The organism is Streptomyces sp. NPDC046303, from assembly GCF_055588085.1.
On the sequence record NZ_JBVJFA010000005.1, the window covers coordinates 280,996 to 292,800 of the forward strand.

Sequence of the window (11,805 nt, forward strand, 5' to 3'; positions counted from 1 at the left end):
TCAGGACGGGTCGCCGTACTGGAGGCCGCGCCCGTTGGTGCCGACATAAACGCGGCCGTAGGTGTCGGGGTCGCCGGTGATGACGCCGACGCCGCCGATGCTGCCCCACTGGTGGGCGTCGTCGTTGACGCGGAGCCAGGTGGCGCCCTTGTCGGTGGAGCGGAAGACGCCGGTGACGTCCTTGACGGTGCCGATCAGGTACAGGGCCTGATAGTCGGTGCGCGGTGCGGCCTTGCCGAAGCCGAGGGCGGAGGCGGACTGCACCGTCGTGAGCGTGGTGAAGGTGCGGCCGCCGTCGGTGGAGTGCCGCAGCCCCTCGCCGCCGCCGGAGATCCACAGGTCTCCGGCGATGCCGGGGACGGCCGCGAGCCGGCCGGCGGGCAGGCCGGTGGCGCGGGCGGTGAAGGTCGCGCCGTCGTCGGTGCTGGCGTAGAGCGTGCCGCCGGCCAGGGAGTAGAAGGTCTTGGCCGCGGAGCGGTCGGCGACGACCACGGCGCCAGTGCCCAGGCCGCTGACCTTCGACCAGCTCTTCCCCTTGTCGGTCGAGCGGTACGGGACCTGACCGGCTTGGGTCCAGACGATGGCGGAGCCGTCCGCGGCGAGCGCGACATGGCCGGTGTCGGAGCCGGCCACCGGCTCCGACGCGAAGCCGGTCCACGTGCTGCCGCCGTCGGTGGAGTAGGCGCCGTCCTGCTCGCCGCCGCGGCCGACGCGAACCATCAGCGCGGGGTTGTTCTGGGCGAAGTCGATGTCGGTGCTGTTGGTCATCATCGGGTTCTTCAGCCGCCCGTCGGGCACCTCGGACAGCGAGTCGTGGCGGAAACCGCCCAGGTCACCCATGGCGGTGACGACGGCGGCGCCGCCGGGCGGGGCGACCGCGTCGAGCAGTGCGGTCTCCTCCAGCCCCCGGGACCCGACGGTCCAGTGGCTGGTGCCGCCGCCGTCGGTGGCGTTGGCGTCCTTGCTGCGCCAGATGCCGCTGCCGGTGCCGTACAGCACGTGCCCGGAGCTGAACGGGTCGATGGCCAGGGCGGTCATCCAGTGCCCGGTGCCGGTTCCGACGTACGGAGCGGCGGAGGCGTCCCGTACCGATTGATCGGCCAGCGCCTTCCAGGTCGTACCGCCGTCGGTGGTCCGGTAGACCTCGTCCTCGGGCCACCAGCGGTTGAGGGTGGTGACCATCACCGTGGACGGCTTCTGCGGGTCGACGGCCAGACCGGAGAACCCGTAGCTGCCCTGGGACGGGGAGACGTTCTTCCACGCCCCTGCGGCGGGCGCGTACTTCCACACCGAGCCGCCCGTCACGCCGTTGGGCCCGAGGGCGTTGGTGTACGTCAGGTACAGCGAGCCGTCACCGGAGAGCACGCCGTGCTGCGGCATCTGGCCGGTGGGCTGTCCGGGGACGGCCTGCCAGGTGGTGCCGCCGTCGGTGGAGCGGTACAGGGAGGTGGACTTGTCGGCGACGCCGGCGTAGACCGTCTTGCTTCCGGCGGGGCCGTACGTCACGAAGGAGATGCCCGCGCCGCTGCCCGCCCCGTCCTTGACGGGGAACGAGGGGACCTGGCTCCATGTCGTGCCGTGGTCGGTGCTGCGCCACAGGCCGTTCTTGCGGGTGCCCAGCAGCAGGGTGCCGTTGTTCGAGGGGTCGATCGCCAGGCGTTCGCCCGCTCCGCGGCCGTCCTCGTTGGCGCCCAGCTTGAAGGGCAGATCGGTGCGCTGGAAGGTGCGGCCCCGGTCCTTGGAGCGCAGGATCGCGCCGTTGCCGGCCCAGTTGTTGGTGTAGGTCCCGGCCGCGAGGTAGAGCCGGTCGGGGTCGACGGGGTCGGTGGCCAGCGCATCGATGCCCAGCAGGTTCCAGTCCTTCTCGCCGGCCCAGTCGGTCAGCGGGATCCACTGCTCGGCGGCGACGTCCCAGCGGTAGGCGCCGCCCATGTCGGTGCGCGCGTACAACAGGCCCTGCGCGCGCGGGTTGAACACCAGCCCGGTGACGTAACCACCGCCCACCACCTGGGCGTTCTTCCATACGTACGGTCCGGCCGCGGCCGTCTTGTCCTCGGCCGACTTCACCAGCTTCCAGTGCTGGTTGCCGCTGCCCTTGCCGTGGTACTGGATGACTGCCGCCCCGTCGGCGGTGGAGGCTCCGAAGACGTCCAGGACCCGGCCGCTCTTGCGGGAGGTGAAGGTGACCGCGCCGGAACCGCTCACGTCGTCGATCCGCCACTCCTGGGAGGGGGAGGAACTGTCGGTCTGCTGCTCGGCGGCCGCGCTCTCGTCGGTCGAGTCGCCGGATATGCCGAGGACTTTGCCGCTGTTGCGGTTCACCAGCTCGTAGTAGCCGTCCCCGGTGGGCTTCAGCCGCCACTGCTGGTTGGCGGTGTTCTGGTCGGTCCACTGCTGGATGCGGGTGCCGTCGGCGGTGGAGAAGCCGTTGACGTCCAGCACCTTGCCGCTGTGCACGGAGACCAGCCGGTAGTAGGCGTTGCCGTCGACCGTCGCGGCCTGTGAGTCCTCCTGCGCGAACAGGAGGTACGGCACGACGATGGCGGGGACGCCGAGCATGAGACCGGTCGCGGTCCAGCGACGCCGGTGACGCCCGCGGCGCCCGCGGTGCGTGAGGTTGTTCATGGGGGGTGTTCTCCTTGCGCGCCGTTCACCAGAGAAAGGTGGATCCACGCTCAGTGGCGGATCCGACTCCTTGTGGTCGCGGGCCCCGCAAAGGGTTGCCGAGAACCGGACACTTTTTTCGGGTGGCTGTCAGTGCCCCGCCCCCAAGGTGCCCGGCATGGCTGCCTTCTGATACGGCTTCACGCTCGGGCGCCGGGGCCGAGGGAGTCGACGTCCTCCATGAAGGACAGCATCCGGGAGTTGACGAGGTCGGGGTGGTCGATCTGCGGGCCGTGCCCGGTCGCGGTGATGATCTCGGCGCGGGCTCCGGGGACGAGGCGCGGTACGCGTTCCAGCTGCCGCTTGGGGTGTACGAGCAGACTGTGCTTGCCCATGATCACGTAGAGCGGGGTCCGGATGGACCGCAGCGCGTCCTCGGCCAGCGGCAGGGGTGCGGGACGGCGGATCCGGTACGCGCGGGCGCCGAGCTGGATCCACTTGCGCATCTCGGGGACGGCGATGACCGGCTGGTCCAGCCACGTGGCGAGCCGGGGGCGCAGTGCCTTCGGGGCGAGGGTGGCGAACAGGCTCACGAAGACCCAGGCGAAGAAGCGCAGGCCGACCTTCTCCAGGCCGCCCGGGTCGAGTGCGGTGACCGAGGCGAGCCGTCCGGGCCGCCGGTGGGCCTGGTTGAGGACGAGCCAGCCGCCGTAGGAGGCGCCGACGAGGTGGACCCGGTCGAGGCCGAGCGCGTCGAGGGCCTCGTCCATCCACTGGGCGGCGCGCTCGGGCTGCCACATGGGCTCGCGGTGGATGCTGCGGTTCGCGTCGCCCGGGGTGTCGAGGGCGTAGACGGGGCGGTCGAGGCTGAGCCCGGGGGTGTTGGGATACCACATCGCCGAGCTGTAGCCCGAGCCGTGGATCAGGACGATCGGGGTCCGGGATTCGGCCGCGGGGTCCGTGGGTCCGTACCGGTAGACGTGGGTGGTGCCGAAGCTCGTCTCGACGTCCGTCTCGGAGCGGACGGGTGCCCCCATCGCGTAGAGCACGTCCTCGGCGGCGAAGTAGCGGTCGCGCAGAGTGTCGTTGACGTAGCGGCCGACGTCGCGGCGTACGCGGGCGGTGTTCTCGGGCACGGTGGCACCTCCTGGGGGGATCCGTTCTTCGTGGTACGACCGTACCATCAATGTGGTACATCAGTATCATGAAAGGGTTCGGGTGAGCCGAGCGCGAACCCACCATCGACAGGCGGAGACACGGGACATGCCGAAGCGCGTGGATCACGAGGAGCGGCGCGCCCAGATCGCCGAGGCGCTCATTCAGGTCGCGGGGCGGCGGGGGCTGCATGCGGTCGGCATGCGCGACGTGGCCGCGGAGGCCGGTGTGTCGCTCCGGCTCGTGCAGTACTACTTCGAGACCAAGGAGAAACTGCTCTTCTACGGCCTGCGGCACCTGACCGACCGCTTCACCGCGAGGGTGGCTGCCCGCCTGGCCGCGGCCGGCCCGGACCCGGGCCCGCGCGCCACGGTGGAGGCGCTGCTGTTCGCCTCGCTTCCGACCGACGAGGAGAGCCGTACGTTCCACCTGCTGTACAGCTCCTACGCGATCCTGTCCGTGACCGACGGGGCGCTGGCCGCGCAGCCCTTCATCGACAACCCCGACGCCGCGGAGAACGCCCTGACCGGACTCCTCGAGCAGGCGCAGAAGGCAGGCCTCGCCGACCCGGACGCCGATGCGCGCACGGAGGCGATCAGCCTGCTCGCGATGGCGGCGACCATGGGCACCAGCATCCTCGTGGGCCAGCGGAGTCCGGAGTCCACGATCGCGGTGCTCCGCCACCACCTGGACCGGATCTTCACGACGTCCGAGACGTCCGAGACGTCCGAGACGTCCGAGACGTCCGAGACGTCCGAAGGGGGAGCGGAGGACCGCTGGCGGGCCGGCGGCACGACCGCACAGGCGCCGGCCGCGGAGCTGCACGGCTCTGAACAGGTACTCGGGGCCTACCTGGATGAGTAGGCGTACTCACGTGGCGGGCCTTCGCAGCTTCGAGACTGGGTGCAGGTTGAGCGAAGCGGAACGGAACGGGGAACGTCATGGTGCGGCGCTGGTCGAAGGCTGAGATGTGGGTGCCCGGCGCGTACCTGGCGCTGGTGGTCGCGATGCTGGTCTACGTCGCGGTCGGCAGCCGGATCGGGGACATCGGGTTCTTCGGAGCCTGGCCGATCCTGGCCACGGCGCCGGTCAGCCTCTGGCTGCTGATGTCCTTCGGGCCCGCGTCGGACGCCGTGGACGCGGCCCCGCCCATGGATCCCCATCCCCAGTACGGCTCTGAGCCGCCCACGAAGCTGCCCACGGACTACCCCTCGGAGTCGGACCCGCTCCCCGCGGACTGGGTCCCGGACACCTCCGTGGACACCAAGCTCGACATGATGGACGGACTCGGCTTCTACGCTCCGGTCCTGGTCGGCGCCCTGGTCAACGCCGCGGCGATCTGGGCCCTGCTCCGCTACGTGGCGCGGCGGCGCGACGCCAGGAGTGCGCGGGCCTAGAGCGCACCGTGTCCACGCGGGCGGCGCCACCGCGTACCGCGCCTGGCAGGCGTGGTCGTCACACTGCTGCTGGTGGATCGGATGCCTGGGCGGTGCGGCGGTATTCGGCGTTGATGCGCTGGGCTTCTTCGAGCTGGTCCTCGAGGATGATGATGCGGCAGGCGGCCTCGATGGGTGTGCCCCGGTCGACCAGTTCCCGGGCTCGGGCGGCGATGCGCAGCTGGTAGCGGGAGTAGCGGCGGTGTCCGCCCTCGGAACGCAGCGGGGTGATGAGGCGGGCTTCGCCGATGGCGCGGAGGAAGCCCTGGGTGGTGCCGAGCATGGCGGCGGCCCGGCCCATCGTGTAGGCGGGGTAGTCGTCGTCGTCGAGACGATCGTCGAACGAGTTGTGTGCTGTCATCTGCACCTCTCTCTGGAACGCGTGGAGGGGCCCTGGTGCCGTACGGCACCAGGGCCCCGAAGGAACTGCTTCACCATCTGCCGACCCTAATACTGCGTCGGCCTTCTGTTTCCGCGGACCTGGCCCGAACTCGGCCGGGGGCGCGGGGATCGCGGTTGCTTGACCGGAGACCACCTCGCTATCGATGTCCTGCGGTACCCGGGTTCAGGCTTTCGTCCCGGGCGATCCTGATGGCGGTCAACTCCTCCGTTCTTCCCTCTGAACCGATCACTTGCCAAGCGGGGGACTGCGTACTGCTGGTACTGCGTACTGCTGGTACTGCTGGTACTGCTGGTACTGCGAACCGCACTTGCCGAACTGGTACTGCGTTACTGCTCACGGCGGCCCCTGTGCTGCGGGCCACCCGCTCCGGTCGTCAGCTCCGTCGCCGTCCTGCGACAACCCTGGCTTCGGAACTCCACCACCGGACCGTCCTGCGCACTGCGTGTACTGATTGCCCGGCAGTTCGTCCCTCCGGGCCTTGCTTCGATCTCGGCTACGAGAGAAACCATAGCCATCCCGGCACCGAATATCTACTCCAGCCGCCATAGATTTTCGCGTGTTCGGTAAGGAGGTAATCGGGCTCGAACGCGACCTGGTCAGGCGGCGGGCTGATGCTGCCGCAGTTCTGCCTGGCCGAAGAGGAGGGCGTAGCCGCCCGGGAGCCGGTCGAGGATCCGGGCGAGGAGGTCGGGTCCGGCGAGGCGGGTGACGGCGGCGAGGACGGCGCCGGTGTCCCAGCGGGCGATGGCCGGGGTGGTGCCGGTGCGGGTGGCGAGGTCCTTGACGAAGCCCCAGCCGGTGAGTTGTTCGGTGGCGGGGATCTGGGCGGCCAGGACGAGGGCGGCTTCGACGGGCAGGGCCTGGGCGAGGTCGACGCGTTCGTCTCCGACGAGCTGCCGGCCGAGGGCGGCCAGGACGGTGCGAACGGCTTCTTCGGCGCGTTCGCGGGTGGGGTAGGCGCCTTCGTAGCGCACGCGTTCCAGCATCTGCTCGAACGTCATGGCGGGCTGGGCCGGGGCCGGTCGAGGCTGGTCGTGCATGGTGCCGTGGTTGCCTTTCTCTTCGCTGGTTCGGAATGCGGCCGGCGGCGGGCCGGACCGGTGGGCTGGGGTGGCCGAAGAGGAGGCCGTAGCCGGGCGGGAGCGGAAGCGGGAGCGGGAGCGGGGCCTCGGAGGAGGATCAGGGCGCAGGTCTCGGGAGCCCCGTCTCCGCCGCTCGTACCAGCCCGGTCAGCCGGAGATCTGCTTGCGGCGGCCGGAGCCGCCGCCGATGACGATCTTCCGCGGCTTGGCGCGCTCGGCGATCGGGATCCGCAGCGTGAGGACACCGGCCTCGTAGTCGGCCTCGATGCGCTCGGTGTCCAGGGTGTCGGCCAGCATGACCTGGCGGGAGAAGACACCGAAGGGTCGCTCGGAGAGTTCCCTCTGCACGCCGTCGGCCGCCTCCGCGGGCCGGCGCTCGGCCTTGACGGTCATCATGTTCCGCTCGACGTCGATGTCGATCGCCTCGGTGCCGACACCGGGGAGGTCGAAGGCGATCACGTACGCGTCGCCGTCGCGGTAGGCGTCCATGGGCATGACGGACGGCTTCGACCACGTGCCCGCCGCGCCCGGAAGCTGCTGGCTGATCCGGTCCATCTCGCGGAACGGGTCGGTGCGCATCAACATCGCGAAACACCTCCAGTGGGTTCAGGGGAAACTGCCCATGCGCTTCAAGGTGCTCCCGTTGTAACATGTCATCCAAACGACGACAAGCAAGAAGTCATCTGGAGGATGACAGACCCTGGAGACCGTCATGACCGAGGCCGCAGAGCCGACCACCCCCGTCCCCTTCATCGCCGCCGCCGCGGCACTGGAGGCCATCAACCAGGCCGTCAAGGACGCGCAGCAGGCCTCCGCGAGCACGCCGACCGCGATGTCGGCGCCGGACGCAGGGCCGCACCCGGCTCTGGCCGCACTGCTGACGCTGCGCGAGGTCCGCGAGCAGCTCGCCGGCTGGGAAACGGGTCTGATCGAAACCGCCCGCGGCCAGGGCGCCAGCTGGGCCGACCTCGCCGGTCCCCTCGGAGTCGCCAGCCGCCAGGCCGCCGAACGCCGCTACCTCCGGATGCGCCCCGGCAGGGCCGGAAGTACAGGCGAGGAGCGCGTCCAGGCGACCCGCGACGCCCGCGCCGCCGACCGCACGGTCACCGCCTGGGCCCGCGACAACGCCGCCGACCTGCGCCGCCTCGCCGGTCAGATCACCGCTCTCACCGGCCTGCCCGTCGGCGCCGTCCGCGACCTGAACGAGGCCCTCGCCCACCACGACGCCGCCCGCCTCGTCCGCCCCCTGGCCGACACCCGCGCCCACCTGCGGCCCGAGGATGCCCACCTCGCCGAGTCCATCGACGCCCTCACCCGCCACACCGACCGGCTCCGCCAGGACACCCACGACCAGCGCAGCACGTGAGGGGAGGGCCACCCAGGCGCCGTCCGGCGGGCGTGCACGTGCCGGAGGCGCGCCAGGGTGCTCGTACGCGTCCTCGGCACGGGGGTGTGTGCACGCGGGTGCCCCCCACGTGCCCATGCCGGGGCAGGCGGCTACCAGTAGTGCCGTCGTCCGCCGACCGCGTGTCCGACGGACCCCAGGATCCACAGGATGACGCCGATGACGACCAGGATGATCCCGATGGTCCACAGGATGGAGATGCCGACCACGTAGCCGACGACCAGGAGAACGATTCCGAGGACGATCATGATGTCCGCCGATCTCACGGGATGGGGCGAGGCCCCTGTCCCCAGGGTAGATCCGCCCTCCGGCCGTGGCTTCCCGGGCAGGACGGTCCTACCGTGGAGAAAGAGCGACCAGACCTCTGGAGCGCGCCATGTTCGTCATCCTCTTCGGACTCGTCCTCCTGATTGCCGCGCTGGTCGTGGGTGTGGCCGGCGTCCTCACCAACGACGGCGCCGCCCACCAGCTGACCGGCGGATTCTCCGTATTCGACTACCACGTCACCGGATCCACCGGCACCCTCTTCCTCTACGGCATCGTCGTCGGGGCAGTGGCCCTGCTCGGGCTGAGCCTCGTTGTGGCCGGTGCCCGCCGTACCTCTTACCGCAGCCGTGAGGCACGCCCCGGACGCGCGGCGCGCCGGGGGACAGCCGCCGCCGACAGCGACCGCGCAGACGTCGTGGGCCGGCGCGGCACCGCCCGCCCGGAGGAAACGGGTGGGGGCGAGGAGCCCAACCCGGAGGGCGAGCACCGCAGGGGCCTCAACCCGTTCAAGCACCGATCGGAGCCCCGGTAGGCCGCCCCATGCATACCGGCGCACGACGTACGAAGGGTGGCCACGGATGAGGGTCGGCGCGGCGAGGAGGCCGACCGCGAGATGAGCGGGCCGGCGCGGCGTGTCGTCGCGGGGCCGGCCGGGCCCGCGAGCCTGGGCGAGACGCTGCGTCCGTTCGCGGAGAAGAGCCCAAGTGCGCCCTGGCGAGGGCATGTCCGATGCCGCGGGCCGCTCGTCTGCGTTCGGGCGCTTGCGCAGCGGGATCCGCCGCTCGCGGGCCGGACGCAGGTGGGGGTGGGGCAGCGATGTCGACGTGTGGCAGCGTTCACTGGGTTTCGCGGCGCTCGGCTTCCTGACGCTGGTGCCCCTGCTGATCGTCGTGTCCGCGGCCGATCCGGCGAGCGGACGGGGGTTCGCGCAGTGGCTGGGAGACGGGCTCGGCGTCTCGAAGTCCGCCAGGGGGGAGATCGAGCGGTTGTTCGCCCTGCCGGGCCAGGCGTGGCGGACCACGACGGCGTTCGGCCTCGCCGTCCTCGCCGTATTCGGTCTGTCGTTCGGGGCGGCGGTGCAGAGCGGCTACGAGAAGGTCTGGGATCTGCCCCCGGCCCGCTGGTGGGCCAGGTGGCGGCACGTGCTGTGGCTCGCCGTCCTCATCGGCGTCCTCTTCCTGTCCGCGCTCACACCCCTGTGGCGGGATTCCTCGGCACGGGGGGCGCTGACGGTGGTCAGCGGCACCCTGTTCTTCTGGTGGTCCCAGCGGCTGCTGCTGGGCGGCCGGGTCACCTGGGCCACGCTGCTGCCGGGGGCGGTCGCCACCATGCTCGGGCTGCTCGGCCTCAGGCTGTTCTCCGGGCTCGTCTTCTCACCGCTGATCGCATCCAGCGCCGTCACCTACGGCCCGTTCGGGACCGTCCTGGTCATCCAGTCCTGGCTGGTCGGCGTGGGCGTCGTCGTGTTCGGCGGCGCCCTGGCCGGCCGGCTGCTCCACGACGAGCTCCCCCGCCTGGCAAGGGCGCTGAAACGCCGACGGTGAGGTTCGGATCCACCCTTCTGCCGGGCGTCTTAGAGCAGCGATCCGGGCTCAACGCGGCCTTCGATGAGGGCACTTGCGGCACGCGACGGGCACGCGGGCCCCCGAGAGGTCTAGACAACAAAGAAGGCCCAGGTCGCTGACCTGGGCCTTCTCGCAAGAGCGGATGACGGGAATCGAACCCGCGCTATAAGCTTGGGAAGCTCATGTTCTACCATTAAACTACATCCGCACAGCGTTCCAGTTGCCTGGAGCGGTATCGTCGTTCACTCTACCTCATGATCGCCCCCCGGTGAATCTGCCGCGGGGTCGTTGTCATGTGTGGTGTGCACGGGGGCGTGTGTGCGCGGGAGTTGGGGCGTACGGTGGGGTCCGGAGCGGCGGCTGGAGTGGGTCGCGATCATCCCCTAATGTGGCGATTCGTCGCAGTACAGCTCATTGGGGAAAGGGACTCGATGGAGCACACCGTCGTCCGTTGTGCCGAAGGGCACGTTTTCAGTACCGCCTCCTTCCCGCTGCAGCACCTCGGTGCCGGCCGGATCGGGCCCGGGCGGCTGTTGCGGTGTCCGCGGTGCGCGCGGCTGAGGCAGGCCGTGCCCGTGGGCGGTGCCGTCAGGCGTTAGGCCCGGTCGGCGCGGGCGCGCGGGCGCGCTCTCGATTGGGGGTGGCCCGCGCGCTCTGCGTATCCTCGGGACGTGCTTCTCTCTGACAAAGACATCCGGGCCGAGATCGACAGCGGACGGGTTCGCATCGACCCGTTCGAGGAGTCGATGGTGCAGCCCTCCAGCATCGACGTACGCCTCGACCGGTTCTTCCGGGTGTTCGAGAACCACCGGTACGCCCACATCGACCCGGCGATCGAGCAGGCGGACCTGACCCGGATGGTCGAGCCGGACGGGGACGAGGCCTTCATCCTGCACCCCGGTGAGTTCGTGCTCGCCTCCACGTACGAGGTCATCTCGCTGCCCGACGACATCGCCTCCAGACTGGAGGGGAAGTCCAGCCTGGGCCGCCTCGGTCTGGTGACGCATTCGACGGCCGGGTTCATCGACCCCGGATTCTCGGGCCACGTGACCCTGGAGCTGTCGAACCTCGCCACGCTGCCGATCAAGCTCTGGCCGGGCATGAAGATCGGGCAGCTGTGCATGTTCCGGCTCAGCTCGCCGGCGGAGTTCCCGTACGGCAGCGAGCGGTACGGGTCCCGGTACCAGGGTCAGCGCGGGCCGACCGCCTCGCGCTCCTTCCAGAACTTCCACCGCACCCAGGTGAGGCACGAGGCATGAGTGACGTAGTGCGCGAGAACCTTGACTACGAGGGGTTCGGGCGGGCCGTGCGGCAGCTCGCGCAGACCATCGCCGACGACGGCTACGAGCCCGACATCATCCTGAGCATCGCCCGCGGCGGGGTGTTCGTCGCCGGCGGGCTGGCGTACGCGCTCGACTGCAAGAACATCCACTTGGTGAACGTCGAGTTCTATACCGGTGTGGGCACCACCTTGGAGATGCCGGTCATGCTGGCACCCGTCCCCGAGGCGATCGACTTCACGAACAAGAAGGTCCTCATCGCCGATGACGTGGCCGACACCGGCAAGACCCTGAAGCTCGTCCACGACTTCTGCCTCGGCCACGTCGCCGAGGTGCGGTCCGCCGTCATCTACGAGAAGTCCCACTCGCTCGTGAAGTGCGAGTACGTGTGGAAGAAGACCGACGAGTGGATCAACTTCCCGTGGTCGGTCGAGCCGCCCGTCGTGAAGCGCGAGGGCCAGGTCCTCGACGCCTGAGAGTCCTGGGAGTGCTGAAAGGGCCGCCGCGCAGTCGCTTGGGTTCTAGGAGTCGTTGCAACACCCCAGTTCAGGGGATGCGATGGACTTCGAGATCCGCAAGATCCGGACGGCTCAGGGACCTGTGAAGCT

Annotated in this window: 13 protein-coding genes, 1 tRNA gene and 1 pseudogene; 8 read left to right on the forward strand and 7 right to left on the reverse strand. The window is 70.2% G+C overall.

Features of this window, described 5'->3' with window-relative positions; translation table 11 throughout:
* Window positions 1-2,625 (reverse strand): RICIN domain-containing protein, encoded by a 2,625-nt coding sequence (locus ACZ6I1_RS07930; RefSeq protein ID WP_469284356.1) that lies wholly within the window; start codon window positions 2,623-2,625, stop codon window positions 1-3.
* Window positions 2,626-2,804: 179 nt separating this feature from the next.
* Window positions 2,805-3,740, reverse strand: a complete 936-nt coding sequence (locus ACZ6I1_RS07935) for an alpha/beta fold hydrolase (RefSeq protein ID WP_469284357.1) — start codon at window positions 3,738-3,740, stop codon at window positions 2,805-2,807.
* 127 nt (window positions 3,741-3,867) lie between these two features.
* Between ACZ6I1_RS07935 and ACZ6I1_RS07940 the strand changes: the two are divergent.
* Window positions 3,868-4,476: pseudogene (locus ACZ6I1_RS07940) on the forward strand (TetR/AcrR family transcriptional regulator); the annotation flags it as partial.
* Window positions 4,477-4,700: 224 nt separating this feature from the next.
* Complete coding sequence (locus tag ACZ6I1_RS07945) at window positions 4,701-5,156, forward strand: SCO4225 family membrane protein (protein ID WP_469284359.1); 456 nt, start codon at window positions 4,701-4,703, stop codon at window positions 5,154-5,156.
* Between the two features lie 58 nt (window positions 5,157-5,214).
* Here ACZ6I1_RS07945 and ACZ6I1_RS07950 read toward each other — a convergent pair whose 3' ends face one another.
* The 3 genes from ACZ6I1_RS07950 to ACZ6I1_RS07960 form a co-directional block, all read right to left on the reverse strand.
* The gene (locus ACZ6I1_RS07950) at window positions 5,215-5,556 is read right to left on the reverse strand and encodes a MerR family transcriptional regulator (RefSeq protein ID WP_469284360.1); all 342 of its coding nucleotides are present in this window, start codon (window positions 5,554-5,556) and stop codon (window positions 5,215-5,217) included.
* 638 nt (window positions 5,557-6,194) lie between these two features.
* Complete coding sequence (locus tag ACZ6I1_RS07955) at window positions 6,195-6,638, reverse strand: DUF2267 domain-containing protein (RefSeq protein ID WP_469284362.1); 444 nt, start codon at window positions 6,636-6,638, stop codon at window positions 6,195-6,197.
* A 189-nt stretch (window positions 6,639-6,827) separates the two neighbouring features.
* Window positions 6,828-7,265 carry an Hsp20/alpha crystallin family protein gene (locus ACZ6I1_RS07960; RefSeq protein ID WP_469284364.1) on the reverse strand — a complete coding sequence of 146 codons (438 nt, stop codon included), beginning with the start codon at window positions 7,263-7,265 and terminating at the stop codon, window positions 6,828-6,830.
* 127 nt (window positions 7,266-7,392) lie between these two features.
* On the opposite strand from ACZ6I1_RS07960, the gene ACZ6I1_RS07965 reads away from it, so the two are divergent.
* Complete coding sequence (locus tag ACZ6I1_RS07965) at window positions 7,393-8,046, forward strand: HSP18 transcriptional regulator (RefSeq protein WP_469284366.1); 654 nt, start codon at window positions 7,393-7,395, stop codon at window positions 8,044-8,046.
* A gap of 131 nt (window positions 8,047-8,177) precedes the next feature.
* Here the strand turns inward: ACZ6I1_RS07965 and ACZ6I1_RS07970 are convergent, their stop codons facing one another.
* The gene (locus ACZ6I1_RS07970) at window positions 8,178-8,333 is read right to left on the reverse strand and encodes a DUF6131 family protein (protein WP_469284368.1); all 156 of its coding nucleotides are present in this window, start codon (window positions 8,331-8,333) and stop codon (window positions 8,178-8,180) included.
* A gap of 128 nt (window positions 8,334-8,461) precedes the next feature.
* On the opposite strand from ACZ6I1_RS07970, the gene ACZ6I1_RS07975 reads away from it, so the two are divergent.
* Together ACZ6I1_RS07975 and ACZ6I1_RS07980 are read left to right on the forward strand one after the other, a co-directional pair.
* Window positions 8,462-8,884 carry a hypothetical protein gene (locus ACZ6I1_RS07975; protein WP_469284370.1) on the forward strand — a complete coding sequence of 141 codons (423 nt, stop codon included), beginning with the start codon at window positions 8,462-8,464 and terminating at the stop codon, window positions 8,882-8,884.
* 190 nt (window positions 8,885-9,074) lie between these two features.
* Window positions 9,075-9,896 (forward strand): YhjD/YihY/BrkB family envelope integrity protein, encoded by an 822-nt coding sequence (locus ACZ6I1_RS07980; RefSeq protein WP_469284372.1) that lies wholly within the window; start codon window positions 9,075-9,077, stop codon window positions 9,894-9,896.
* A 158-nt stretch (window positions 9,897-10,054) separates the two neighbouring features.
* On the opposite strand, the gene ACZ6I1_RS07985 is transcribed toward ACZ6I1_RS07980, so the two are convergent.
* Window positions 10,055-10,125, reverse strand: a tRNA-Gly gene (locus ACZ6I1_RS07985).
* A 178-nt stretch (window positions 10,126-10,303) separates the two neighbouring features.
* On the opposite strand from ACZ6I1_RS07985, the gene ACZ6I1_RS07990 reads away from it, so the two are divergent.
* The 3 genes from ACZ6I1_RS07990 to ACZ6I1_RS08000 all read left to right on the forward strand — a co-directional run bounded on the left by ACZ6I1_RS07990 (window position 10,304) and on the right by ACZ6I1_RS08000 (window position 11,673).
* A complete protein-coding gene (locus tag ACZ6I1_RS07990; protein WP_469284374.1) occupies window positions 10,304-10,516 on the forward strand; it encodes a hypothetical protein in 213 nt (70 codons plus the stop codon).
* 72 nt (window positions 10,517-10,588) lie between these two features.
* Entirely contained in the window at window positions 10,589-11,176 is a 588-nt protein-coding gene (gene dcd / locus ACZ6I1_RS07995) for a dCTP deaminase (RefSeq protein WP_446590662.1), read from the forward strand.
* Window positions 11,173-11,673 (forward strand): phosphoribosyltransferase, encoded by a 501-nt coding sequence (locus ACZ6I1_RS08000; RefSeq protein ID WP_362811234.1) that lies wholly within the window; start codon window positions 11,173-11,175, stop codon window positions 11,671-11,673. Before dcd ends, ACZ6I1_RS08000 begins: the two co-directional genes overlap by 4 nt.
* Window positions 11,674-11,805: the final 132 nt, after the last annotated feature.